This is a genomic window from Streptomyces coelicoflavus (assembly GCF_045041415.1).
GTDB lineage: Bacteria > Actinomycetota > Actinomycetes > Streptomycetales > Streptomycetaceae > Streptomyces > Streptomyces coelicoflavus.
In genome coordinates, this window is sequence record NZ_CP108218.1 from 1962775 (window position 1) to 1985449 (window position 22675).

At 69.2% G+C, this 22675-nt stretch carries 19 protein-coding genes, 5 pseudogenes and 1 riboswitch; of the genes and pseudogenes, 11 read left to right on the forward strand and 13 right to left on the reverse strand.

The genetic code is table 11. From position 1 onward, the window contains the following. The first annotated feature begins 391 nt into the window (after positions 1–391). A riboswitch (cobalamin riboswitch) is annotated at positions 392–543 on the forward strand. 171 nt (positions 544–714) lie between these two features. Beyond that, positions 715–1149 (forward strand): annotated as a pseudogene (locus OHA99_RS08430) (5-methyltetrahydropteroyltriglutamate--homocysteine S-methyltransferase); the annotation flags it as partial. 205 nt (positions 1150–1354) lie between these two features. Here OHA99_RS08430 and OHA99_RS08435 read toward each other — a convergent pair. Beyond that, complete coding sequence (locus tag OHA99_RS08435) at positions 1355–2533, reverse strand: PP2C family protein-serine/threonine phosphatase (RefSeq protein ID WP_405698925.1); 1179 nt, start codon at positions 2531–2533, stop codon at positions 1355–1357. 501 nt (positions 2534–3034) lie between these two features. Between OHA99_RS08435 and OHA99_RS08440 the strand changes: the two are divergent. Continuing rightward, a pseudogene (locus OHA99_RS08440) lies at positions 3035–3217 on the forward strand (sulfite exporter TauE/SafE family protein); the annotation flags it as partial. Positions 3218–3398: 181 nt separating this feature from the next. On the opposite strand, the gene OHA99_RS08445 reads toward OHA99_RS08440, so the two are convergent. The 3 genes and pseudogenes from OHA99_RS08445 to OHA99_RS08455 all read right to left on the reverse strand — a co-directional run. Further along, complete coding sequence (locus OHA99_RS08445) at positions 3399–4100, reverse strand: cation transporter (RefSeq protein WP_405695068.1); 702 nt, start codon at positions 4098–4100, stop codon at positions 3399–3401. Then, the gene (locus tag OHA99_RS08450) at positions 4101–4436 is read right to left on the reverse strand and encodes a helix-turn-helix transcriptional regulator (protein WP_128127741.1); all 336 of its coding nucleotides are present in this window, start codon (positions 4434–4436) and stop codon (positions 4101–4103) included. 174 nt (positions 4437–4610) lie between these two features. Beyond that, positions 4611–4947: pseudogene (locus tag OHA99_RS08455) on the reverse strand (MerR family transcriptional regulator); the annotation flags it as partial. 147 nt (positions 4948–5094) lie between these two features. Between OHA99_RS08455 and OHA99_RS08460 the strand changes: the two are divergent. Continuing rightward, positions 5095–5256 (forward strand): hypothetical protein, encoded by a 162-nt coding sequence (locus OHA99_RS08460; RefSeq protein ID WP_159042889.1) that lies wholly within the window; start codon positions 5095–5097, stop codon positions 5254–5256. Here OHA99_RS08460 and OHA99_RS08465 read toward each other — a convergent pair. From OHA99_RS08465 to OHA99_RS08475, 3 genes and pseudogenes are all read right to left on the reverse strand, one after another. Further along, positions 5228–5749, reverse strand: coding sequence for a VOC family protein (locus tag OHA99_RS08465; protein ID WP_405695070.1), 522 nt, complete (start codon positions 5747–5749; stop codon positions 5228–5230). The genes OHA99_RS08460 and OHA99_RS08465 overlap by 29 nt on opposite strands. Positions 5750–5784: 35 nt before the next feature. After that, the gene (locus OHA99_RS08470; protein ID WP_405695072.1) at positions 5785–6798 is read right to left on the reverse strand and encodes a TIGR00341 family protein; all 1014 of its coding nucleotides are present in this window, start codon (positions 6796–6798) and stop codon (positions 5785–5787) included. An 86-nt stretch (positions 6799–6884) separates the two neighbouring features. Next, positions 6885–7921, reverse strand: a pseudogene (locus tag OHA99_RS08475) (IS3 family transposase); the annotation flags it as partial. A 406-nt stretch (positions 7922–8327) separates the two neighbouring features. Here OHA99_RS08475 and OHA99_RS08480 point away from each other — a divergent pair. The 4 genes from OHA99_RS08480 to OHA99_RS08495 all read left to right on the forward strand — a co-directional run bounded on the left by OHA99_RS08480 (position 8328) and on the right by OHA99_RS08495 (position 11186). Continuing rightward, positions 8328–8531: a cold-shock protein gene (locus tag OHA99_RS08480; protein WP_023586105.1), complete on the forward strand. Its 204-nt coding sequence runs from the start codon at positions 8328–8330 to the stop codon at positions 8529–8531. Positions 8532–8882: 351 nt separating this feature from the next. After that, positions 8883–10376 carry a DEAD/DEAH box helicase gene (locus OHA99_RS08485; RefSeq protein WP_405695074.1) on the forward strand — a complete coding sequence of 498 codons (1494 nt, stop codon included), beginning with the start codon at positions 8883–8885 and terminating at the stop codon, positions 10374–10376. 47 nt (positions 10377–10423) lie between these two features. Further along, the gene (locus OHA99_RS08490) at positions 10424–10828 is read left to right on the forward strand and encodes a CBS domain-containing protein (protein WP_405695076.1); all 405 of its coding nucleotides are present in this window, start codon (positions 10424–10426) and stop codon (positions 10826–10828) included. Between the two features lie 49 nt (positions 10829–10877). Next, complete coding sequence (locus OHA99_RS08495) at positions 10878–11186, forward strand: SCO5918 family protein (protein WP_405695078.1); 309 nt, start codon at positions 10878–10880, stop codon at positions 11184–11186. A 146-nt stretch (positions 11187–11332) separates the two neighbouring features. On the opposite strand, the gene trhA is transcribed toward OHA99_RS08495, so the two are convergent. Continuing rightward, positions 11333–12109 carry a PAQR family membrane homeostasis protein TrhA gene (trhA, locus tag OHA99_RS08500; RefSeq protein ID WP_405695080.1) on the reverse strand — a complete coding sequence of 259 codons (777 nt, stop codon included), beginning with the start codon at positions 12107–12109 and terminating at the stop codon, positions 11333–11335. 833 nt (positions 12110–12942) lie between these two features. Beyond that, positions 12943–13098: a hypothetical protein gene (locus OHA99_RS08505; RefSeq protein ID WP_398911770.1), complete on the reverse strand. Its 156-nt coding sequence runs from the start codon at positions 13096–13098 to the stop codon at positions 12943–12945. 631 nt (positions 13099–13729) lie between these two features. On the opposite strand from OHA99_RS08505, the gene OHA99_RS08510 reads away from it, so the two are divergent. Together OHA99_RS08510 and OHA99_RS08515 are read left to right on the forward strand one after the other, a co-directional pair. Further along, positions 13730–14203 (forward strand): ATP-binding protein, encoded by a 474-nt coding sequence (locus OHA99_RS08510; RefSeq protein WP_405695082.1) that lies wholly within the window; start codon positions 13730–13732, stop codon positions 14201–14203. Between the two features lie 361 nt (positions 14204–14564). Next, complete coding sequence (locus OHA99_RS08515; RefSeq protein WP_405695085.1) at positions 14565–14924, forward strand: FhaA domain-containing protein; 360 nt, start codon at positions 14565–14567, stop codon at positions 14922–14924. Positions 14925–15032: 108 nt separating this feature from the next. Here the strand turns inward: OHA99_RS08515 and OHA99_RS08520 are convergent, their stop codons facing one another. After that, a complete protein-coding gene (locus tag OHA99_RS08520; RefSeq protein WP_405695088.1) occupies positions 15033–15371 on the reverse strand; it encodes a MerR family transcriptional regulator in 339 nt (112 codons plus the stop codon). Positions 15372–16183: 812 nt separating this feature from the next. Between OHA99_RS08520 and OHA99_RS08525 the strand changes: the two are divergent. After that, a pseudogene (locus OHA99_RS08525) lies at positions 16184–16572 on the forward strand (ATP-binding protein). Positions 16573–16843: 271 nt separating this feature from the next. Here OHA99_RS08525 and OHA99_RS08530 read toward each other — a convergent pair. Further along, positions 16844–18048 (reverse strand): IS3 family transposase gene (locus tag OHA99_RS08530; protein ID WP_405693772.1). Its coding sequence is split into 2 segments (ribosomal slippage): positions 16844–17757 and positions 17757–18048, totalling 1206 coding nucleotides; the frame shifts between segments, so codons are not numbered across the junction. A 3-nt stretch (positions 18049–18051) separates the two neighbouring features. Here OHA99_RS08530 and OHA99_RS08535 point away from each other — a divergent pair. Then, positions 18052–18549, forward strand: a complete 498-nt coding sequence (locus tag OHA99_RS08535) for a hypothetical protein (RefSeq protein WP_405695091.1) — start codon at positions 18052–18054, stop codon at positions 18547–18549. A 388-nt stretch (positions 18550–18937) separates the two neighbouring features. Here the strand turns inward: OHA99_RS08535 and OHA99_RS08540 are convergent, their stop codons facing one another. Both OHA99_RS08540 and OHA99_RS08545 read right to left on the reverse strand, forming a co-directional pair. Next, on the reverse strand, positions 18938–20314 hold the full coding sequence (locus OHA99_RS08540) for a class I SAM-dependent RNA methyltransferase (protein ID WP_405695094.1): 1377 nt from the start codon (positions 20312–20314) through the stop codon (positions 18938–18940). A gap of 51 nt (positions 20315–20365) precedes the next feature. After that, complete coding sequence (locus tag OHA99_RS08545; protein WP_405695096.1) at positions 20366–22438, reverse strand: APC family permease; 2073 nt, start codon at positions 22436–22438, stop codon at positions 20366–20368. Positions 22439–22675: the final 237 nt, after the last annotated feature.

The window sequence follows — 22675 nt, forward strand, 5'->3', positions numbered from 1 at the left end:
CGCGGAGGGAAAAGGGTCGAGGACCACCGGACAAACCTGAAAACCCAAGAAAGCCGCAGGTCAGGTCCCCTTTGCGGCAGGCTCCATAACCACCACGCATTCAACGTGCGACGTCATCGGAAACATGTCACGTCACGCGAGAAGTAAAGAAGTACCAGGCCAGCGGCGGCACTCCGGCCCGACCGACGGCTTGTCCGAGCCTCGGAGCGTCAAACGAGCGTCAGAGAAGCCACCGAGTCCCTGATCGCCCACGTGTACGGCGTACGCGCCGAGATCACCCGCCCGGGGCCCGGCGACCGGCCCCTTATCCACTTCCTGGGCACGGGACCGGCATCGTGGATCCGGCCGGTGCAGTTGGTTCGCCCCCGTTAGCCAGGCGGGACGCGCCGTGAGGGGGAACCCGGTGGGAATCCGGGACTGCCCCGCAGCGGTGAGCGGGAACGACCGCCGTCATACGCACTGGGTCCGACGTACCGGACCTGGGAAGCGACGGCCAGTAGGCGTCCTCCGAAACGGAGGGCGTGCCAGCAAGTCCGAAGACCTGCCACCCGCCCGCGCGCGGAGATCCCGGTGACCTCGAGGGCGGGTCGGCTTGTATATCAGGCGGACAACCGCGCTTCACCGCGCGAAGTCGGATCCGTCCGGTGCGTCACCCCTTCGTGCTCTCGTCCGGTCCCCGGGATTTCAGGGACTCATCTCGCGAAGGAGATCTCCGTGACAGCGAAGTCCGCAGCCGCGGCAGCACGGGCCACCGTGTACGACTACCCCCGCCAGGGACAGAACCGGGAACTGAAGAAGGCGGTCGAGGGCTACGGGAAGGGCCGCGTCAACGCCGACGCCCCGCACACCACCGCCGCGGAGCTGCGCCGCACGAACCGACAGCAGTTGGCCTCGACAGGCATCGACGAGATCCCCACCGGTGACTTCTCGTACTACGACCACGTCCTGGACACCACCGTCATGGTGGGCGCGATCCCCGAGCGACACCGTGCCGCGGTCGAAGCGGACGCGCTGGGCGGCTACTTCGCGATGGCGCGCGGCACGCAGGACGTGGGGCCGCTGGGGATGACCAAGTGGTCCGACACGAACTACCACTACACGGTGCCGGAGATGAGCCCGGACACCGTCTTCACGGCCGACTCCGGCAAGGGTGAGCAGGTCATCCCGCTCGCCGGCGTCGGCCTCAGCTCTCTCACGCTGACAGCGTCCGGGGCGGCACCCGGTCGAGGGTGTGACGACCGCGGTCGCCCGCTGCGCACCGACGGCCGGCGAGGGTGGCCGGCATGCCCAGGACCCGGACGAACGTGGGGTCGTCGTCAACGAACGGGCGACGCCTGCCGGGCTGCCGGCTCCGTCACAGAGGGAGGACCACGAGGGCGATGTCGTCGGTGTCGTGCGCAGGTGGCGTCAGATCGGCGAGGAGGGCGTCCGCGAGCCTTTCCGGATGTGCGCCCTGGTGGCGGGTGAGCGAGCCGGCAAGCCGGGTCAGACCGGCATCGATGTCCTCGCGGCGGCGCTCGACCAGTCCGTCGGTGTACAGCACCAGGGTGGCGCCCGTGGGGTAGGTGGTCTCGGCCTGGGGGCGGGGGCTGTGCTCAGGGCGCGCGCCGAGCGGCGGGTCGGTGGCCCGGTCGAGGAAGTCCACGGTGCCGTCGGGTTGCAGCAGGGCCGTTGGAAGGTGACCGGCACTGCTGTAGGCAATGGTGCGGCGAGTGGGGTCGATGACGCACAGGAGCGCCGTGGTCGATTCCGCGCCGTCGACGGTGCGGGCGTACAGTTCCAGGGCTTCCAGCGCCTGGGCGGGTCCGGTCGCGATGAGGGAAGCGGCACTGAGGGCACTGCGCAGCTGTCCCATCACACCGGCGGCCTCCAGGCCCTGTCCGACGACGTCGCCGACGGCCACCACGGTGCGGCCGTCCCGAAGGTCGAGCAGGTCGTACCAGTCTCCGCACACGTTCAGGGGTCCTGCCGCCGGCCTGTAGCGCACCGCCGCACCGTGCCGCCTCGCGCACTCCCTGTCGGGCAGCATCGCCTCCTGCAGCATCAGCGCAACCCGGCGTTGGCGGACGTGCGCCTCACGCAGGCGCTGGTTGACCTGTTGCAGTTCCTGGGCCCGGGTGTACAGCTCGGCTCCCACAGCCGTGGCCGGATCCTCACCTCTGCGGATTCGGATCAGCTCGGTGATGTCCTCCTCCGCGTGCAGCAGAAGCTCGACCTGCCTGTCAGGGCCGAGCACAGGCACGTTGACCGTACTCCAGTAACGCTCCTGCCATACTCCGGGCCGGTCCGAGCGCTCCACGTCGTAACGGATAAACGCCATGGCATCGCGCTCTCCCGTGGCCGCCACCCACCGGAGCGACGCCTCGAGGTGACGCATCCCGGTCACCGACGGATCACCCGGATTGTCCGGGAAGGCATCGGACAGGGAACGACCCAGCACCTGGCCCCGGGTACGCCCCATGCTGCGCAGGAACGCCTCATTGACATCGGCGTACACCAGATCCGCGGTGAAGAGTGCGACCACGCTCGGCATGGCCCGGAAGACCGCCTCATAGTCGATCCTTCGTGCGTTCACACTGCCACCCGTCCCCGGCGCCGCCTGTAGTACGTACTGCCTCAAGCGTAGGCAGCAGCGGCGTTCCCCGCAGGTCACGCGGCAACGCGCCGACAGAGCCACATCGTCCTCCCCGGGAGCGGACGTGGAATCGGCGTGGAACGGGATGGGGGGCGGGACGGGTGGCACGAGCGTGACCACCCCCAGGTACTCGGTCACGAGGCCCCCGGCATGGGGGAAACAGCCCGCTCGCAATCCTTTCGGCCCATCCGCCCGAGGCGGGGCTACGCGACGTGACCTCGCGCTGCGCCGGGGCGGCACCCGCGTCCTGTACGCCGAAGGGACGGCCGATGCAGCACTGTGTGACCGCACGGTCACCACGCGGCTGGTCCTCGCTTGCGCCGACGGCCTGCGGGCAGCCACCTCCGCGACCGCCCTCGTCGGTGGTCGCCCCCGGATCCTCCCGCCCCGTCGCGGTGGTCGTCGCTCGTCATCACGGTCAGCTCGCCGGCCGCCCTCGTCGCTCGCACCGGCACCGCCGGCGGACTCCACCGGGAGATCATCGGCCCCTTCACCGGAGCCGCGATCCTGGGTGCCCGGGACGGCAAGCGGCTCGCGGCGGAGATCTCCGGCGCCACCCTCCAGAAGATCCTCGCCGGCGTACCGCCGGTGGGCGCGGCCGACTATGACCGCGCCCACCACCCTCGCCACCGACGAGGCGCGCGCCCGCCCGCACGAACCGACCCCCGTCGACGTGCGCACCCCGGGCGCATACGCGGGCGGTCACCTACCCGGCGCGCTCAACAAGGGCGGCCCGGTGCAGCCCGGGCGCCCTCGCGACGGTTCAGCAGCAATCGCAACCCCTGGCGCAGCCGCAGGCTGCTGCCGTACTCACGGCGGGGACGTGAGGGGTGGGCGCACAGCAGCCCTTCCCCCGCCAGGCGTCGCGGCCCTCCCTGACGGCGATCACGGCGATGACGAGGGCCGCGACCGGGTCGGCCCAGGACCAGCCGAGCAGCAGGTTGGCCAGCAGGCCGACCAGGAGCACGGCGGAGAGGTAGGTGCACAGCAGGGTCTGCTTGGAGTCGGCGACCGCGGAGGCCGAGCCCAGCTCGCGGCCGGCCCTGCGTTGGGCCGCCGACAGGAAGGGCATGATCGCCAGCGAGAGAACGGCGAGGACGACGCCCGGAATCGAATGGCCAGCCCCGCCGGTGCCGGTCAGCGCACGGACAGCATCGACGGTGACGTAGGCCGCGAGCGCGAAGAACGATACGGCGATGATCCGCAGGGTGCGCTGCTCGCGGGCTTCGCGGACGGCGGGATCGCTGGCGGAGAACTGCCAGGCGACCGCTGTGGCGGACGAGACCTCGATGACGGAGTCGAGTCCGAAGCCGACCAAGGCGGTCGACGAGGCAAGGGCACCTGCGGTGATCGCGACCACGGCTTCAGTGACGTTGTAGGCGATGGTCGCGGCGACGAGCAGGCGTATGCGCCGGGTGAGCCGGTCACGACGGGCAGGGCTGGGGCTGAGGAAGATCGCGGTCATTCAGCAACAGCCCTTCTCGTCCGCGTCCGGGCAGGTCTTGTCCGTCTCGACGGCGACGACGGCCGCCCTCAGGTCGTCGAGCGCGTGCCCCAGGCGCTCGTCGGCGAACTCGTAGCGTGTACGTCGCCCGTCGGGAATGGTGACGACCAGGCCGCAGTCGCGCAGGCAGGCCAGGTGGTTCGACAGCCGGGTGCGGGAAATACCCAAGGCGTCGGCGAGGTCGGCCGGATAGGCGGGCGCCTGACGGAGGGCGAGCAGGATACGGCAGCGAATGGGGTCGGCGAGGGCGCGGCCGAACCGCGCCAGCACCTCGATGTCAGTGGCTAGTGTCAGCACTCCCTGAGAGTACACGCATTTCTGAATTCAGGAAGTCATGAATCCTTGAGTCCGACCACCCCGGCGACGGAGGCGTTGTCCCGCCCTGCCGGGAAGCAGGGTGCGGTCCGCGGCGCCGACGGGTGACCGGCGGTCAGGCCGAGGCGCTTTCGGCTGGAGCATGCGGCGCCCAGGGCGAGCGCGGAGGGTGGCGGCGAAGTCCTCGGCGCGGGTCAGTTGGATGCGCAGCTCCTCGATCTCGCGACTGGCGTCCTTCTCGTGGCTTCGCACCTGTTCCAGGAGTGCCTCGCGCCCGGCACCGCCGGGTGTCTCGCACGGTCGAGCCGTTCGACGGCGTCGTTAGCCTCGCGCACCTGCTCCAGGGTGAAGCCCGCGGCTTCATGCTGCGGATGACCGTGAGCCGCTGCACGTCGGGCTCCGTGCAGAGGCGGAATCCGCTGTGGGAGCAGGCGGAAGGGGTGACCAGGCCGGTCTCTGGCTCCGTCCGCGCGGCGACCGCGTCGCTCTGCATGTACTTGTCGTCCGCGCCGACAACTCTGGTGGCCCCCCTGCGGTGGGCCCACGCCCCGTGCGACTCCGCCACCCCTACTCGACGTCAAGGAGAGAGTTATCGGCGGTGAGGGCGATTCCTCGGCCCCGCTTCTGCCGTGCCAGATCGATGGCGCTCCCGGCAAGGGTCCGCTTTCCTTCCGTCGCCGCCCTCGACGTGATCGAGACGAAGTACAAGCAGCGCGGCAAGACGGTGGAGATCACCGGCTCGAACGCCCCGAGCGCCGACCTCCACGGCAAGCTCACCGGCGAACTCGTCGGCAGCCACTGACCCCGCAGCCGCACGAACACAGCAGAGGACCCCGGCCCAACCGGCCGGGGTCCCCGTCCCGCTCCTGGCCTAACTCCGGCGAAGGACCCCGGTAGGTGCCGAAGGTCCACAGATTGCCCTCCGGGTCCTGCACCGTGCACACGTACGCCGCGACGCCCGAGCCGAACCGGGTCTCGTGCGGCGCTTCGAGAACCGCTCCGCCCGCATCGACCACCCGCCGGTGCACCGCGTCCACGTCGTCGCTCACCACGTAGACCGCGCTGGTGCCCGCCGGCAACCGCCCGTGCACGCTGTCGGTGTGCCGGGTCGAACCGAACACCAGCGCACCGCCGCCGGGCCGGCGCAGCTCGGCGTGCCCGATCCCGCCGTACTGGTCCGGCGCGGCGACCACCTCCGTGAAGCCCAGCACGTCGACCAGGAAGCGCAGTGCCGCCCTCGTGTCGTCGTAGTGCAGGACCGGCCAGACGGAGGACGGGCAGTCATCAGGCAACATGCCGCTCATCGTAAGCCCGAAGGCCGGTGCCACGTTCAGTCGCCGACCACCCCGGCATCGATGCGCCGACCACGCGACGCGTCCACCACGACGGGGATGCCATCCGGGATCCGGCCCTCCAGCCGTTCGAGCAGAGACCTCACCGGTGGGAGGTCCCCGGGGACGCGCACGTGGATGTACATCGTCCGGGACGTCGCGTCGACACCCGTGACGGACGCGCCCGACTCCTCGGCGAGCCACTGCTGCGCCGCGTCCTTGGTGATGCCGGTCCATGAGTTGAGCAGGAACGTGAGCACGGTGTTGGCCGTCAGCGGAACGAACACTACGGCGAACAGCAGGGCCATGGCGGCGTATGCCCTGCGGGCGGGCCGCCCGGCCGCCGTGTCGGCCTCCGCACCGTAGCCGAGCGAGGCGAAGACCACCATGCCCCCGAAGACCAGGGCGAAGAGGTTCGACACGAACAGCACCAGCGCGCCCAGTGCCAGCCAACCCGAAAGCTGACCCAGGCACACCCCGGCCACCACCAGGGGTGGGACGAGGGAGATGGCGATCGCGACCCCGGGCAGCACGGCGGCGACGTCCCGGCGAGCCAGCGCCACCGCGCCGGCGAAGCCGGTCGCCAGGGCGGCGACCAAATCCATCAGGCCGGGCGACGTCCGCGACGAGATCTGGCTGTTGGACAGCAGGTCGTAGTCATTGGGGAGGGCCACCGACATCACCATCCCGACGGCGATCACCAACAGGCACGCGAGGAGGACGGTCCTGGCCGATCCGGTGCGGCGGCGCTGCACCGAGCCCAGGGCGATGCCCATGATCGGCGTGGACAGCGGGGCGATGATCATGGCGCCGATCACGGTGGCAGTCGAGTCCGTGAGCACTCCGCCGGCCGCGATGACCGACGACAGCGTCAGCATGGTCCAGAAGGCCGAACGCTTGGACGTGGTGTCCCCGGTCGACAGGTCCAAATCCTGCGTCAGTTCCTCCAGCGAGCGGCGCTGGGAGGCCGGCAGGACGCGGTCGCGAACTCTAATGATCACGTCCCCAAGCAACCACGGACAGCACGGTTTCGGCGGGCAGGCCACGAGGTCAGGCCACAACCACCGAATGAGATCTCTACCGAAGCCGGCGCGGTTCACTCTCTCTTGAAGGCGGCGTTGAAGCTTTCTGCGGCTGCGTTGTCGGCGCTGGAGCCGATAGCGCCCATGCTCTGGCGGACCCCTGCTGACCTGCAGATTTCAGCGAATGCCCTGCTCGAATATTGGGATCCGTGGTCCGTGTGCATGATCGCTCCGGCCAGGTTTCCACGGGTCCGCTCGGCTGCCGCCAGGGCGTCGATGACGAGCTCGGTTCGCATGTGATCGGCGATCGCCCACCCGGCCAGCCGGCGCGAGCACAAGTCGATGACGGTCGCGAGGTAGAGCGGCTTCGCGCCGCTGACCGGCAGGTATGTGATGTCGCCGACGTACTTTCTGTTGACGTCGGCTGCGGTGAAGTCACGGCCGATCAGGTCCGGTGCCTTCGACGCGGCTTGGTCCGCGACGGTGGTGCGGTGCCGGCGGCGCAACCGGACTCCCTCGAGCCCGATGGTCCGCATGATCCTGGCGACCCGCTTGTGGTTGACCGCCGGACCCCCCTCGTCGCGGAGTTCCGCGGTGATTCTGGGGGCTCCGTAGGTGCCGTCGGAGTCCTGGTGGATCTTGCGTATCCGGGCCGCGAGCCCGGCCTCGACGCTCTGTCTGGCCGCTCTCGCGGCCGCGGTCCGACGCCAGTAGTAGAAGCTCGAACGGGCCAGGCCGAGGATGTCGCAGAGCCGCTTCACGCCGTGCCGGCGCTGGTGATCGTCAACGAACTGGTGGCGGTTCACCAGCGCGTCTCCGTCGCGAAATACCGGGCCGCCTTGCGGAGAATATCCCGTTCTTCCTCCAGCTCACGGATCCTCTTGCGGGCTGCGGCCAGCTCCGCCTGAACGGCGTCGCCGACGGCCTGCGAGGTGGCCGGCGGTGCGGAGTGGGCGCCAGGTCCGCGGCCGTCGGCGGCCCGGATCCAGTTCCGCAGCGTTTCGGTGTTCACCCCGAGATCAGCGGCGACCGACTTGATCGTCGCTCCCGGCCTCGACCGGTACAACGCGACCGCATCCGCCTTGAACTCGGCCGGGTAATGCTTCATCCCCACGGGGACTCCGTTCTCCTGGACCATCAAGATCCAAGTGTCTCCGGTGTCCAAAACCCGGGGTCAAGGTCCGGTGCGGGGGCCGGATCATGCAGGCGCGGCACACAAAATATGGCGTCGCGCGGGTGGGTAAATATCTGTGCCCGGGGGCTGAGATTTCGACGGAGCATGCGGATAGATTCTCTGCCGCAATAAGCAGGGTGGCGTTCTTCACCGCACAGTGGCTGCTGTGGCGTGCTACTGTCGATGTCAGTTGCAGTTGTGGTTCCCGAAACTTCAAGTCTCCTCGGCTCTGCGCCGCTGGAAGCGCTTTTGTATATCCGGTCTTTTCCGGACGGGGTGATCATCGCGGCGACACGCGGTTCGCACGGTGCGAATCCCGTATGCACTGCCCCAAAGGAGAAATGACATGGCTGCTGGTACCGTGAAGTGGTTCAACGCGGAAAAGGGCTTCGGCTTCATCGAGCAGGATGGTGGCGGCGCTGATGTGTTCGCCCACTACTCGAACATCGCCGCCCAGGGCTTCCGCGAGCTGCTGGAGGGCCAGAAGGTGAGCTTCGACATCGCGCAGGGCCAGAAGGGCCCGACGGCCGAGAACATCGTTCCCGCCTGACGCTGACGCTCACATACTTGTAGCTGGGGCCCGCATCCATCGGGGTGCGGGCCCCAGCTACATGCGTTTCCCGCAGTGATTTCGCCTGTGGATGACAACCCGGACATCGTGTGCTTACCGCACACGGATCGTCCTTCGAGGGTGCAGACGCCTTCATAGCTACAGCGCAGTGGACGCTTCGAATATCGAGCCCACAGCGCCCCCATTCATTATCATTCCAGCGCATGCGCCGCACAGGTTTTCTGTTGGCCAGATCCGCTGGCAAGGCCCACCGGTTCATTCTTGCGATTCTCCGTGCTGCTCATTGCTTCGGGAATTCCTTGATATGTGCCGAATCGAGGAAGGTTCCGCATGTACCGCACACGCACGAACGACCGCTTCGCCCGCGCCCGTAATGGCAGTGCCGACTCCGGAAAGGGCGGCAGCCGCTTCGGTTCGCCGGCGCCGCGCCGGTCGGCCGGGCCGAGCCGCTCCGGTGGTTACGGCCGCCGGCCCGCCGCCGTTCAGGGGGAGTTCGCCCTCCCCCGGACGATCACCCCCGCGCTTCCCGCTGTGGAAGGCTTCGCCGATCTCGACATGCCCGGGGAACTGCTGGCCGCGCTCGGCCAACAAGGGGTGACCGTGCCGTTCCCGATCCAGGCCGCGACCCTGCCGAACTCCCTCGCCGGCCGCGACATCATGGGCCGCGGGCGTACCGGTTCCGGCAAGACCCTCGCTTTCGGGCTGGCCCTGCTGGCCCGCACGGCCGGGCAGCGGGCCGAGGCCCGCCAGCCGCTGGGGCTGGTCCTCGTACCGACGCGTGAACTGGCACAGCAGGTCACCGACGCGCTCACCCCATACGCCCGCTCCCTCAAGCTGCGACTGGCCACGGTGGTGGGCGGCATGTCGATCGGCAGGCAGGCGAGCGCGCTGCGCGGTGGCGCCGAGGTCGTCGTCGCCACACCCGGACGCCTCAAGGACCTCATCGACCGCGGCGACTGCCGACTCGACCAGGTCCGGGTCACGGTCCTCGACGAGGCCGACCAGATGGCCGACATGGGCTTCATGCCGCAGGTCACCGAACTGCTCGACCAGGTCCGCCCCGAGGGCCAGCGCATGCTGTTCTCCGCCACCCTCGACCGCAACGTCGACCTGCTCGTACGCCGCTACCTGACCGATCCCGTCGTGCACTCCGTCGACCCCTCAGCGGGCGCCGTCACCACGATGGAGCACCACGTACTCCATGTCCACGGCGCCGACAAGCACGCGGCCACCACCGAGATCGCCGCACGCGACGGCCGCGTCATCATGTTCCTGGACACCAAGCACGCCGTCGACAGGCTGACCCAGGACCTGCTGAGCAGCGGGGTACGCGCCGCCGCGCTGCACGGCGGCAAGTCGCAGCCGCAGCGCACCCGCACCCTGGCGCAGTTCAAGACCGGGCACGTCACCGTGCTGGTGGCGACGAACGTCGCGGCGCGCGGTATCCACGTCGACAACCTCGACCTCGTCGTCAACGTCGATCCGCCGACCGACCACAAGGACTACCTCCACCGCGGGGGCCGCACGGCCCGCGCCGGTGAGTCCGGCAGCGTCGTCACGCTCGTCACCCCGAGCCAGCGTCGCGGCATGGTCCGCCTCATGTCGGACGCCGGGATCCGGCCGCAGACCACCCAGGTCCGCGCGGGCGACGAGGCCCTGGGCCGGATCACCGGAGCCCAGGCCCCGACCGGCATCCCGGTCGTCATCACCGCCCCGGTGACCGAACGGTCCAAGAAGCGCGGTGCCACCTCGCGCGGCCGACGCCGTCCCGCCTCGGCGACCCGGCGCCCCGCACTCCAGTCCACGGCCGGTGCGGCCGCCTAGAACCGCCGTTGGTCCGGAACCTTGCCCGTCTGCGCAGGAGGCACCCCTTGACGCTGGGACAGTTGCAGGATCGCTCCGTAAGCGCTCGCTCATTGCACGGCACGGTGGTCGACGTCATGGACGCGGCCGGGCCGCAGGTCTGGTACGACATGACCGTCGAGGTGGCGCTGTCCGTGATGGCCGCCGCACGTGCCGAGCATCTGGTCGTTTGCGACGATGACGCCCGGTGCGTCGGCCTGGTCACCCAGGCCCGGCTCACCGCCGTCCGGGACAGCTCCGGATACACCGACCGGCTCCGCCTGGGTGACATCACCGACGGCAGCGAGCCCTTCGTCTCACCGTTGGCCACGAGGGAAGAAGCCGAGGACACGGTGCCTTTCGGGCGGCTCGGGCTGGTGCCCGTGGTCGACGACCACGGCAGCGCCCTGGGCGTCCTCGCTCTCTCCCGCTGAACCGCCGGACGGCGGACAGCCCCGTTCCCTCTTCTTCCTGTGAGGCATCATGCGCTGTGTCATTGCCCGCTTCCCGTTCGACCTGACCAAGAGCGGCGTGCTGGAGTCGATGAAGGGCGTCAAGCCCGAACCGGTCACCGGCGAGTCCGTGATCATCGGACGGCGTCACTATCCCGTCAAGCAGGTCGGCCAGGTCATCACCCACCAGGACCGCCGCGATTTCAGCGCCGGCGAGGTCCTGAGGGCCATGGCCGGGCTCGGCTTCACCTGCCGCACCCTGCCCGAGGCCGCCCCCGCGCGCATCGAAAGTCCGTTGCAGCGGGCTTCCGCGATGCTCGGCGTCCCGCTGTCCGTCTGACGGGCGCGACAGGCACACTGACACCAGAACAGCGGTGAGGGCCCGACCGGCGCGCCGGTCGGGCCCTCACCGTATGCCGCACGCTCCGGTCGGTGCGCGAGTGGGGCGACGGCACCGTGACGCAGGGGCGATTCCTCCTGCTGGGGTCAGTAGACGGCGAGGGAGATGGCGATGTAGTGCGCGGTGAAGGCTGCCACGGTCAGAGCGTGGAACACCTCGTGGAAGCCGAACCAGCGGGGCGAGGGATTGGGGCGCTGGACGGCGTAGACCACCGCTCCCGCGCTGTAGAGGAGACCGCCGGTCACTATCAGGGTGACTACGGCCGCTCCGCCGGTGTGCAGGAAGTCGGGCAGGTAACGCACCGGTGCCCAGCCCAGGGCCAGGTAGCAGGGGGTGTACAGCCAGCGGGGAGCGTTGACCCACAGGACACGGAAGGCGATGCCGGCCAGGGCACCCGTCCATACGATCCACAGCAGCAGGACCTGCCGGTCAGCGGGGAGGAGCACGGCCAGAGGCGTGCAGGTGCCCGCGATGATCAGAAAGATGTTGGCGTGGTCGAGACGACGCAGAACCGCCTCGCCCAGCGGCCCCCAGGTGCCCAGATGGTAGACGGCGCTCGTTCCGAACAGCAGCCAGGCAGTCACGGCGTACACGGCGCAGGCCCAGGCCGCCGGCGTCCGGGCCAGGCAGATCAGGACGATGCCGGCACTCAACGAGGCCGGGACCATCGCGGCGTGGAGCCAGCCACGCAGCTTCGGCTTGACCGGCTCGACCAGGTCCGCCGCCCACCCGGCCAGGTCGGCGACAGGACGAGAGTCCTCCCCGGCATCGCCACGGTGTGCCCCGCTGGGAAGACCGGCTACAGCCTCCCCCTCCACAACTCCCCGTGCCGTCCTGGCCCTGTGGGCATCATCGAAAACCATCCGATCATGCTAGAAGCATGCCCGAAACAGCCCTGCGGAAGGTCGAGCTTCCACCGCCGGACCGGCATCGCCAGGCGGGGCGAGTGCTGCTATTGAGAAAGCGCGACGCCTGCGACCTGCCGCTGCTGGTTCAGTGAAAGCCGTGCAAGTCGGCTGACCGACGAGGTCTCCTTGATGAGGATCTCTGAATTCGGCCAGGGCTACTCGTCGCCTCACTCGCTCCGGCGTTCAACGGAGTGAGGAGCGAGGCGCGCGTTGTCGGCCGGGGCCGCCCGCTCGTGAAGTGTGCGGGCCGTGCCGGCCGGTCAAGGGCGCCTGCGGCGTCGCTCCGCGATGGGCTTCGCCCACCCTGGACAGTCCGACCCGCCCCTGGACCTGGCTGGCTATCGGGCGGCCCCTCCCTTGTGGCGCCCGTCCGCAGGTCAGGTGCCGGATGGCTGGAGAGATTCAGAGAGCAGCTGTGGGGTCGCCCCGAGCAGGGGGTGGCCGCTTTCAACGAGCGCCATCATCCTCGGCCGCCTTCGGCGAGCCCGTCCTTCACCGCCTGCTCTTGGCCCAGCAACGCACGCCGGGCAAGAGGCGGACGACGCTCCCCTCGGTGTTCTCCTGGACAGCCAGCAGGCGCACCATGCTGCGGAACGCGGCGCGGCGTCTCGCACCCCGAGTGGCCTCGACCTCGTCACAGAGACCGCCACCGCGCACCCTCCCCAGGCAATCGACGCGTACAGATGGCGCCATGCACCGGTGCGGGCTCCGTACGGCTGGTTCCGTTCATGGCCGACGGCTCGGCAAATGCGAGAGAGGGCAGTACGGGTTACCTGCATTCATGCGGATCAGCCTTCCGGCATCTCGGCCCACATCCGGGCGGCCATTGCCTCGGCCTCGTCCTGCGGTGTCCCCGCCCGCACCAAGATGATCCCGCGAGACTGGTCCGGGAACGTGACCTCCCGCATTGCCGTACCCAACGGGCCCGTCGAATCGTCCGACATGGCGCCTCCCTTCGGCGGCTGCCGCCCACGTTAAAGGGATGCCGCCCAGAAGACGAGGACCCTCGCCCAGACGGAGGACAGCCCTGGGTCGCAGACAGCATGGATCACCTGCCATCTGGCGGACACCCAGCAGCACGGTTCCGGCAAGGACGTCCCACTGCCCCCCTTTCTGCCCCATGGAACTCACCATGGACCGCGCTTACCCCCTGGCGTTGGCCGTACAGTCCAGCCGGTCACCCGAGGAGGTTTGTCTCCTTCATATCGCCGTACAGGCGACGGCGCCGGGCGGGACGGTGATCTTCCGGGGCACTCCTTGCGGGCGGAACGGTACAACTGCGCCGGTACACTCCCGACGTCGAGCGCCTGTGGGGGCAGCCTGGATCAGGTGGACGACACGCTGGTGGAACCCGGGCCGGTGGTGGAAGTCGGTATCGATGTCCCCCCCCGTGACACCTCCGCCGTCGGCGCTGGCACCGCGCCGTCCCGGCCTCTCCCCCACCGACGTTCCCCACCCGCCGACGCCGCCGCACTTGAGTGATTTATGCAACCGTGACACGAGGGTTGCATGTAGTCGAGGTTTCAGGGCAGTTGGGCGAACACAAGCCGGATTGCTCAGGACAAGGGTGGCGGTATGAGGCCAGTGGTGCACGAAACCGCGAATCAGTCGCTGGCCGACCGACCTCTGCTGTCCGCGGTCGCCCTGGAGGGCGGAGAGCACATCGGGGAGGCCCGGGACGTGACCCGCCGTTTCATGGCCCGGGCACAGGCCGTGCACGGAATCCCGGTGTCGGAGCGCGCGATGGGCCTGGCGGAGCTGGTGGTCAGTGAACTGGTGACCAACGCGCACAAGTACGCGCCCGGCCCATGCCTGCTGGACCTGGAGATCAACGACGGTGCCGTGGAGATCAGCGTCTGGGACAGCGACCCGGGCCTGCCGGTGCCCCAGGCGACCGACCCGAACCGGGTCGGCAAGCACGGCCTGGAGATCGTGATGGCCGTGTGCCGCACCTTCGAGATCCGCCGCGAGCCGGTGGGTAAACGCGTCAAAACCGCCATGGTGCTGGCCGACGATCCCGGCGGGCACCCGGCAGGGCGACTCATGTGACCTGTGGCCAACCCTGTTGCCGAACTGCCTCCACATCTCCCCAGTGCCCTGATCCCGCGGCACACACCCTGCGCCCCCGCCGTCCGATACCAAGTCGCAGTCGAACGCATTCCGGTCCACGGCCTCAGCCCTCCCCTCCCGTCCGGGACGCGCCGCACAGACGCCGTCCTAACGCTTCGCATGGAGGGCTGGCGTAGTCGTCACAGAGCCAGTCTCGGCCCAGGCGTTGCTCCCCACTCCCCTGCACACCCGGCAGTCGTCGGAACCCCTCATACCGAAGTGCACCCATGCGGGTGAGCCTGCTCAGGGCGCGGTGGGGCAGGCGCCTGCGATGGGATTCCTCGGAACAAGTGAACGCCTCATGGAGCAGTGGACAACGAGTATGTGGCGCTGCATGCTGCCGGCCAGGCAAGAGCAGGGCGAAGCGTTGACCACGCTTTTACGGCAGTGTGACGCCAACACCCTGATCGTCGGCCGGCGACGCGTCGTGGCCCCCAACGACTTCGTCATCGAACTGCTCCCGAAGATCCACCGGCTGATCGCGGCCAGCCCACTGCCCGTGGCACCGGCCCTCGCCGGCCAGGTGCGCCGCCACGCCGCCGAACAGGGATACACCTTCGCCGGCCCTGTCACCATCGACCTGCGCCCCGCGCCCGACGACACAGCCGTCCGGTTCCGCGTCCACAGCCGCATCGCTCCGGCAAGAAGACGGGAGTCCTAGCCAGGACCGGGCCCGGCACATCGGTGCGGACAGCTACCTCTTCGGTTACGGCATGAGCTTCCCACCTTCACAGCCGGACCTTCACAAGACCGGCTGGCAGATGCGGCCTCAGGCGTCGGCCTTGTCCGCCAGGCCGACGGGGTGCCTCTGCAGTTCCTCGTTGATACGCCGGGCTTCTTGGAGCTGGTCTTCCAGGATGACGATGCGGCAGGCCGCCTCGACGGGAGTGCCCTGGTCGACGAGTTCGCGGGCGCGGGCTGCGATGCGCAACTGGTAGCGGGAGTAGCGGCGGTGGCCGCCCTCCGAGCGGAGCGGCGTGATCAGTCGGGCTTCCCCGACGGCCCGCAGGAAGGCGGGGGTCGTGTTGAGCATCTCGGCCGCCCGCCCCATGGTGTAGGCGGGATAGTCGTCGTCGTCGAGACGGCCGTACGAATCGTCTGCTGTCATCTGCACCTCTCTGCGGAACACGTGGAGGGGCCTTGGTGCCGTACGGCACCAAGGCCCCGAAGGAACTCCTACACCATCTGCCGGCCCTGATACTGCGCCGGCCTTCTGTGTCCACGGACCCGACCTGCCTGCTGCCGGGGGCGTGGGGATCGCGGTTGCTTGACCGGAGACCACCTCACTATCGATGTCCTGCGGTACCCGGGCTCACAATCCGCCCGGGCGATCCTGATGGCGCTTCGCTCCTCCGTTCTTCCCTCTAGTACTGCTCTCCTGCTGGTGATACGAACCTCTCAGTGACCTGTGACAGCGCCACTCTTCGGCAGCCAGCCCCGTCGCCCGTCCTGCGTCTGCTCTGGCTTGGAACCCCACTGCCGAACCTCCCGGTGCGCGCGTCCGCAGCCGACGCCTTCACCGAGGTACCGCTCACTGACTTCGCTGCTGGGTACTGCCACTACGGTGGCGGCCCCTGATCACTGCGGGCCGCCCGGTCCGGTCGTCAGTCCCGTCGCCGTCCTGCAACCATCCTGGCTTCGACACTCCACCACCGCACCGTCCTGCAACTGCGGGTACTGCTGCCCGGCAGTTCGTCTCTGCCGGGCCCTGCGGTCCTTCTGGGTTACAGGAGAAACATAACCACACCACCACCCAATGTCTACTCCGGTTGATGCAGATTTTCGCGTGTTCGACAGAGAGGTAGTCACTCTCGAACAGTGACGGGTGCCCGGGGAGGCCGGGTCAACGGGCCGCAGCCGGGGCACAAGCCCCGGTCAGACAGGCTCAGACGTCGACGATCCAGAGACCGGGGTGCCCTGATGGACACGACGAGCGTCAAAGTCACAACCCCCCGCTCAGCGACATCAGTAGCCGGCGCCCGCGACAGTGCCAGGCAGTTCCTCGAAAGTCTCGTACCAGGGCTCGCACCCGAGACCGCCGACACGGTCGTCCTGTTCGTCTCCGAACTCGTCACCAACGCCCTGCGCCACGGCGGCGGCAGCTGCACCATGGACCTGACCGCGCACCCGGACAGCATCGAGGTGGCCGTGCACGACCCCAGCCCCAGGTGCCACGCATGCGCACCCCCGACCTGAACGACGGCACCGGAGGCTTCGGCTGGCCCATGGTCAACCGCCTCGCCCGCACCACCGCCGTGAGCCGCCAGGCCACCGGCGGCAAGACCGTGAGCGCCCTACTTCCCAGGTAGAGCCAGACACCGGGGTCGGCACGCCGCCCCGAAGCCCTCTCGCCCGTCACCGCTTGCCGACGCGACTGAATTCTCGAGGCGAACCGGGGACTTCGTGCCGTAGGTCGGATGGGTCAACTCTCGGCGGAGCCGTCGTCGGTGGAGTGGTCCGTGCGCCGACGGCGGGCCATGACGAGGGCGCCCCCGCCTGCGGCGATCAAAAGTCCGGCGCCTCTGATCAGCCACGGGGTGGCGTCGGCGCCGGGCCTTGACCCCGAATCCTGAACACGGGTTATGCGGCTGGTGCCAGCGTAGTTGGTGTGAGTTGGAGGGCGTCCTCGAAGGCGATCGGTGATCGTTGTCCGAGGCGGGAGTGTCGGCGTCGGGTGTTGTAGCGGTTCAGCCATCGGAAGGCGTCGAGTCGGGCTTCGCGCGCGTCGGGCCAGCTCTTTCGTCCTTGCAGGGTCTCGCGTTTGAAGGTCGCGTTGAACGACTCGGCAAGCGCGTTGTCCGCACTGGAGCCGACCGCGCTCATGCTTCGCCGCACCCCTGCTGACCTGCATGCTTCGGCGAATGCCCTGCTGGTGTACTGGGCTCCGTGGTCGGTGTGCATGATCGATCCGGCGAGGCTGCCGCGAGTGCGGATCGCCGCGGCCAGGGCGTCGGTGACGAGACCGGTGCGCATGTGGTCGGCGATCGCCCAGCCGGCCAGGCGCCGTGAGGCGAGGTCGATGACGGTCGCCAGGTAGCAGAACTTCCCGCCGTCGATGGGCAGGTAGGTGATGTCACCGACGTACTTCGCGTTCGGCCTCTGGGCGGTGAAATCGCGGCCGATCAGGTCCGGCGCCTTGGCGGCGGCCGGGTCGGGGACGGTGGTGCGGTGCCGGCGGCGCAACCGGATCCCTTCGATCCCGGACGCCCGCATGATTCGGGCGACGCGCTTGTGGTTGACCGCCTCGCCGTTCTCCTCACGGAGCTCGGCTGTGATCCTCGGGGCCCCGTAGGTGCCGTCCGACTCCCGGTGCACGGCCTGTATCCGGGCGGCCAGCTTCGCGTCGGCCGCCTGCCGGGCCGCCCGGTCCGCAACCGTCCGGCGCCAGTAGTAGAAGCTCGAGCGGCTGACGCCGAGGATGCTGCAGAGCCGCTTCACGCCGTAACGGCGCTGGAGGTCGGCGACACACTGGAAGCGGTTCACCAGCGTGTCTCCCCGGCGAAATACTTCGCCGCTTTGCGCAGGATCTCGCGCTCCTCCTCCAGCTCGCGGACCTTCTTGCGCAGGGCCGCGTTCTCCGCTTCCAGCGGGGCCGGCGGCTGGGCCGGTTCATGCGTCCGGCGTCCCCGAGGACGACTCGCGCCGGCCGCCCGAACCCAGTTCCGAAGCGTCTCCGGGTTGATCCCCAGATCGGCTGCGACCGACCTGATCGTCGCTTCCGGCCGCGACTCGTACAGCGCGACCGCGTCCGCCTTGAACTCCGGCGGGTAGTTCTTCATCACCACGAGATGTCCGTTCTCAGATCCTCAGGATCCAGTGTCTCGTGTGTTCAACATCAGGGGTCAAGGCCCCACGTCGCCCCCCAGAAGGAACTCGCCACGGCCAAGAAGGACTCCTGGGTCAGGATCCCCCGCTTCGACCACACCCCGTCCGAACGGCTCCGCTTCGTCCTCAGCGGCGGCCAGCCGCACCGGGCGAGCGAATGGGCCGACACCCCCGGCCACTCCCTCGAAGAGCAGCTCGCCGAGATCGCCCAAGAGGTCACTCTTCGCGGCGAGGCCGCTGAACGCAGACGCCAGGACGAGATCGAAGCGGCACGCCAGAAGCGCATCCGCTGGGAAGCCGCCATGGAAGAAGCCCGCATCCAGTACGCGGAGGTGTACCGCATCAGGCACCTCGAAGCGCAGGAAGCGGCTTGGCACCACGCCACCCGATTGACCGAGTACGTGAACGCTGTGCGCGCGAGTCGAGGCCATGCCGCCGGGGCAGGCCAGAACCGACGCTGAAGCATGGATCAGCTGGGCAGCGACCACCGTCGAGCACCTCGACCCGCTGAGCTCACCACCCCGGTTGCCCGACGTCCCCGAACCGCGAGCCGACGACCTAAGGCCCTTCCTCGGGCGCTGGAGCCCTTACGGACCGACCTCTTGAGCGCCCGCTCCGCCAACGTCCGGCCCGCCGAACTACGGCATGCAGGAACTCGGCTTAATGTCTTCAAGTCTCTGCAAAGACAGCCCGCGGGAACGCGCCCTCCAACTGGCACGACCTACGCGATCAGTCAGGTGACACCCCGTCAGAACGAGCGTCATTTGAGCGTCACGAGCGTCATTTCAGCGTCAAGATATCGCCCGTAACGCCCACACCGCATATAATGCGCACGCACGAAACCGCAGGTCAGGCGCCCTTTGCGACCGGTTCAAGGATCGCGACACACTCCACATGATGGGTCATCGGAAACAGATCGAACACCCGAAGCGTCCGCACCCGGTACCCCCCGTCCCGGAAGTACCCGAGGTCGCGGGCCAGTGCCGCCGGGTCGCAGGCCACGTACGCGATCCTGCGGGCGCCCAGGGACGACAGGTGCTGGACCGTCTTGCGGCCGGCGCCCGCGCGGGGCGGGTCGAGGACGATGAGGTCGACCTCGTCGATGCCGGTGCGGGGCAGGACGGACTCGACCTTGCCGTGCTCGACGCGGACGCGGTCGAAGGCGGCGAGGTTGTGGCGGGCGTCCTCGACGGCGCGCTTGCCGGACTCGATGCCGAGGACCGCGCCCTGGTCGCCGACGCGGTCGGCCAGGGCTCCGGCGAAGAGGCCGACGCCGCAGTAGAGGTCGAGGGCCATGTCGCCCTTGCGGGGCAGCAGGCCCTGCATGACCGCCTTCATCAGGGTGTCGGCGGCCTGCGGGTGGACCTGCCAGAAGCCGCCGGAGCCGACCCGGTAGGTGCGGCCGTCGGCGCGTTCGCGGACGAAGGGGCGGCCGTGGACGCGGTGGACGCCGCCGTCCTTCTCCTCGACGCGCATGACGGAGACCGGGCGGTCCAGCTCGACGATGGGCAGGCGGGCGCCGGGGCGCGGGGTCAGGATGACCTGGCGGTCCTGGGAGCCCGTCGCCGCGATCGCCTCGATGGACGCCATGCCGGGCCAGTCGCGCGCCTCGATGCCCAGCTCGCTGACGCCCTCCGCCGCGATCATGCACTGGTCGATCGGCTCGACCTCGTGGGAGCGGTGGCGGCGCAGACCGGCGCGGCCGTCCGCGTCCACGGCGTACTGCACGCGGGTGCGCCACGACGGGACCTGGCCGGCGGGCACCTTGTCGCCCTCGGCCGGCATCACCGTGCCGTCCCAGCCGGCCTCCTCGGGGGTGAGGCCCGCCAGACGCTGAAGCTGTTCGGCGACGACCTCGCCCTTCAGACGGCGCTGCGCGCCCGGCTTGGCGTGCTGCCAGTCGCAGCCGCCGCAGCGGCCGGGGCCCGAGAAGGGGCAGGGGGCCTCGATGCGGTCCTTGGAGGCGTCCAGGATCTCGACGGCGTCCGCGCGCAGGAAGCGGGCGCCCTCCTCGCCCTCCGTGACCCGGGCCACGACCCGCTCGCCGGGCAACGTGTGCCGGACGAACAGCACCTGCCCCTCGGACGTACGGGCGATGCAGTGTCCGCCGTGGGCGACGGGGCCGACCTCGACCTCGTACTCCTCCCCCACCAGCGAGACCGGCTGCGAGACCGACGGCGCTGCCGCTCGCGACTCCGCCTGCGACTTCTTCGGTTCTGCCTGCATGGCGGGGTGACTCCAGAGAACGGGGGCGACAAAGGACAACAGCCGTCCAGTCTACGTGGACGAGGAGGAGTCCTTCGGACGGTCCTGGTGGGGGTGGTGGGCCGGGCCGCGCCGGACCGCGCCGGGGGCGTTCCAGTTCTGGCGCTTGCGGGCCCGGCGCCGGGCCGCCTCGGAGGACTCGAGCTGGTACGGGACGGACGTGACCATGACGCCCGGCGTGAACAGCAGGCGGCCCTTGAGGCGCAGTGCGCTCTGGTTGTGCAGCAGGTGCTCGTACCAGTGGCCCACCACGTACTCGGGGATGATCACCGAGACCGCGTCGCGCGGTGACTCCTTGCGCAGGCTCTTGACGTACTCGATGACCGGCCGCGTGATCTCGCGGTACGGCGAGTCCAGGACCTTGAGGGGTACGGCGATGCCGCGGCGCTCCCACTCCTCGCGCAGGGCCTTGGTCTCGGCCGGGTCGACGTTGACGCTGAGCGCCTCCAGGCTGTCGGAGCGCATCAGCTTGGCGTAGGCGAGGGCGCGCAGCGTGGGGCGGTGGATCTTGGAGATGAGGACCACCGAGTGGACGCGGGAGGGGCGCACCATGTCGTCGCTCTGGGCCTCCTCGGGGTCCTCGGGGGCCGCGATCTCCTCGGCGACGCGGTCGTAGTGCTTGCGGATCGCCGTCATCGTCGCGAAGAAGATGCACATGCCGAGCAGGGCGACCCAGGCGCCGTGGGTGAACTTCGTGGCCAGGACCACGACCAGCACGAGTCCGGTGAAGAAGGCGCCGAAGGTGTTGATCGCACGGGAGCGGATCATGTGGCGGCGCTTGGCCTGGTCGCGTTCACCGGCCAGGTTGCGGTTCCAGTGGCGGACCATGCCGATCTGGCTGAGCGTGAAGGACACGAAGACGCCGACGATGTAGAGCTGGATCAGCCGGGTCGAGTCGGCGCCGTAGACGACGACCAGGAGCATGGCGGCACCGGCGAGGAGCACGATGCCGTTGGAGAAGGCCAGGCGGTCGCCGCGGGTGTGCAGCTGGCGGGGCAGGTAGCGGTCCTGGGCGAGGATCGAGCCGAGCAGCGGGAAGCCGTTGTAGGCGGTGTTGGCCGCGAGGAAGAGGACCAGGGCGGTGGCGGCGGCCAGGACGACGAACAGGAAGCTGCCCTCGCCGAAGACCGCCTCGGCGACCTGGGAGATCACCGGGTGCTGGACGTAGTCCGCGCCGACGGCGACGCCGTTGTGGAAGAGGTCGGTGGCCGGGTTCTCGGACATGCGCACGTCGGTGGCGGAGGCGAGCGCGATGATGCCGCAGAACATGGTGACGGCGAGCAGGCCCATCATCGCGAGGGTGTTGCCCGCGTTCTTCGACTTGGGCTTGCGGAAGGCCGGGACGCCGTTGGAGATCGCCTCGACGCCGGTGAGGGCGGCGCAGCCGGAGGAGAAGGCGCGCAGCAGGAGGAAGATCAGGGCGAAGCCGGCCAGGCCGCCGTGCTCCGGTTTGATCTCGAAGTCCGCGGTCGGGGCGCGCATGCTGTCGCCCAGGACCAGACCGCGGAACGCGCCCCACACGATCATGATGAAGACGCCCGCGACGAACACGTACGTCGGGATCGCGAACAGGGTGCCCGACTCCCTGACCCCGCGCAGGTTCATCAGCGTCAGCAGCAGGATGACGGCGACGGCGCACAGGACCTTGTGCTCGACGACGAACGGGATCGCCGAGCCGAGGTTCTCGATGCCGGAGGAGATGGAGACCGCGACCGTCAGGACGTAGTCCACCAGCAGGGCGCTGGCCACGGTCAGACCGGCCTTCGGGCCCAGGTTGGTGGTGGCCACCTCGTAGTCGCCGCCGCCGCTCGGGTAGGCGTGCACGTTCTGCCGGTAGGAGGCGACCACGGTGAACATGAGGACGACGACCGCGACCGCGATCCAGGGGCTGAAGTGGTACGCCGACGCGCCCGCGATGGACAGGACGAGCAGCACCTCACCGGGGGCGTACGCCACTGAGGACAGCGGGTCGGACGCGAAGACGGGCAGGGCGATGCGCTTCGGCAGGAGCGTTTCCCCCAGCCGGTCGCTGCGCAGTGCGCGCCCGATGAGGATCCGCTTGGGCACGTCGGTCAGTTTGGACACAACAGAGGATCGTAAGGGCTCGAACGGGCGACCGCCCAACCGCCACCCCCGTACCGTCCTTCGCCCGCCCTCCGTCCGCTCTTCGCCCGCCCTCCGTCTGCTCTCCGGGTGAATTCCCGGGGCGGTGCGGCAGCGGATGGAGCGGGCGGCGGCGTTCGCATGGCTATATGACGAACACCGCCCGTCGCCCTGTGAGGGAGATCCCATGCATCTGTCCGCGGAGCTGATCGGCGGCGT

What these genes read in the sequence shown, in the direction of transcription:
- OHA99_RS08435 (WP_405698925.1), bottom strand. Translation starts at nt 2,533, where the DNA reads ATGCCGAGCGTGGTCGCACTCTTCACCGCGGATCTGGTGTACGCCGAT.
- OHA99_RS08445 (WP_405695068.1), bottom strand. Translation starts at nt 4,100, where the DNA reads ATGACCGCGATCTTCCTCAGCCCCAGCCCTGCCCGTCGTGACCGGCTC.
- OHA99_RS08460 (WP_159042889.1), top strand. Translation starts at nt 5,095, where the DNA reads ATGGCGCTCCCGGCAAGGGTCCGCTTTCCTTCCGTCGCCGCCCTCGAC.
- OHA99_RS08465 (WP_405695070.1), bottom strand. Translation starts at nt 5,749, where the DNA reads ATGTTGCCTGATGACTGCCCGTCCTCCGTCTGGCCGGTCCTGCACTAC.
- OHA99_RS08480 (WP_023586105.1), top strand. Translation starts at nt 8,328, where the DNA reads ATGGCTGCTGGTACCGTGAAGTGGTTCAACGCGGAAAAGGGCTTCGGC.
- OHA99_RS08485 (WP_405695074.1), top strand. Translation starts at nt 8,883, where the DNA reads ATGTACCGCACACGCACGAACGACCGCTTCGCCCGCGCCCGTAATGGC.
- OHA99_RS08495 (WP_405695078.1), top strand. Translation starts at nt 10,878, where the DNA reads ATGCGCTGTGTCATTGCCCGCTTCCCGTTCGACCTGACCAAGAGCGGC.
- trhA (WP_405695080.1), bottom strand. Translation starts at nt 12,109, where the DNA reads ATGGTTTTCGATGATGCCCACAGGGCCAGGACGGCACGGGGAGTTGTG.
- OHA99_RS08505 (WP_398911770.1), bottom strand. Translation starts at nt 13,098, where the DNA reads ATGTCGGACGATTCGACGGGCCCGTTGGGTACGGCAATGCGGGAGGTC.
- OHA99_RS08510 (WP_405695082.1), top strand. Translation starts at nt 13,730, where the DNA reads ATGAGGCCAGTGGTGCACGAAACCGCGAATCAGTCGCTGGCCGACCGA.
- OHA99_RS08515 (WP_405695085.1), top strand. Translation starts at nt 14,565, where the DNA reads ATGGAGCAGTGGACAACGAGTATGTGGCGCTGCATGCTGCCGGCCAGG.
- OHA99_RS08520 (WP_405695088.1), bottom strand. Translation starts at nt 15,371, where the DNA reads ATGACAGCAGACGATTCGTACGGCCGTCTCGACGACGACGACTATCCC.
- OHA99_RS08535 (WP_405695091.1), top strand. Translation starts at nt 18,052, where the DNA reads ATGTCCGTTCTCAGATCCTCAGGATCCAGTGTCTCGTGTGTTCAACAT.
- OHA99_RS08540 (WP_405695094.1), bottom strand. Translation starts at nt 20,314, where the DNA reads ATGCAGGCAGAACCGAAGAAGTCGCAGGCGGAGTCGCGAGCGGCAGCG.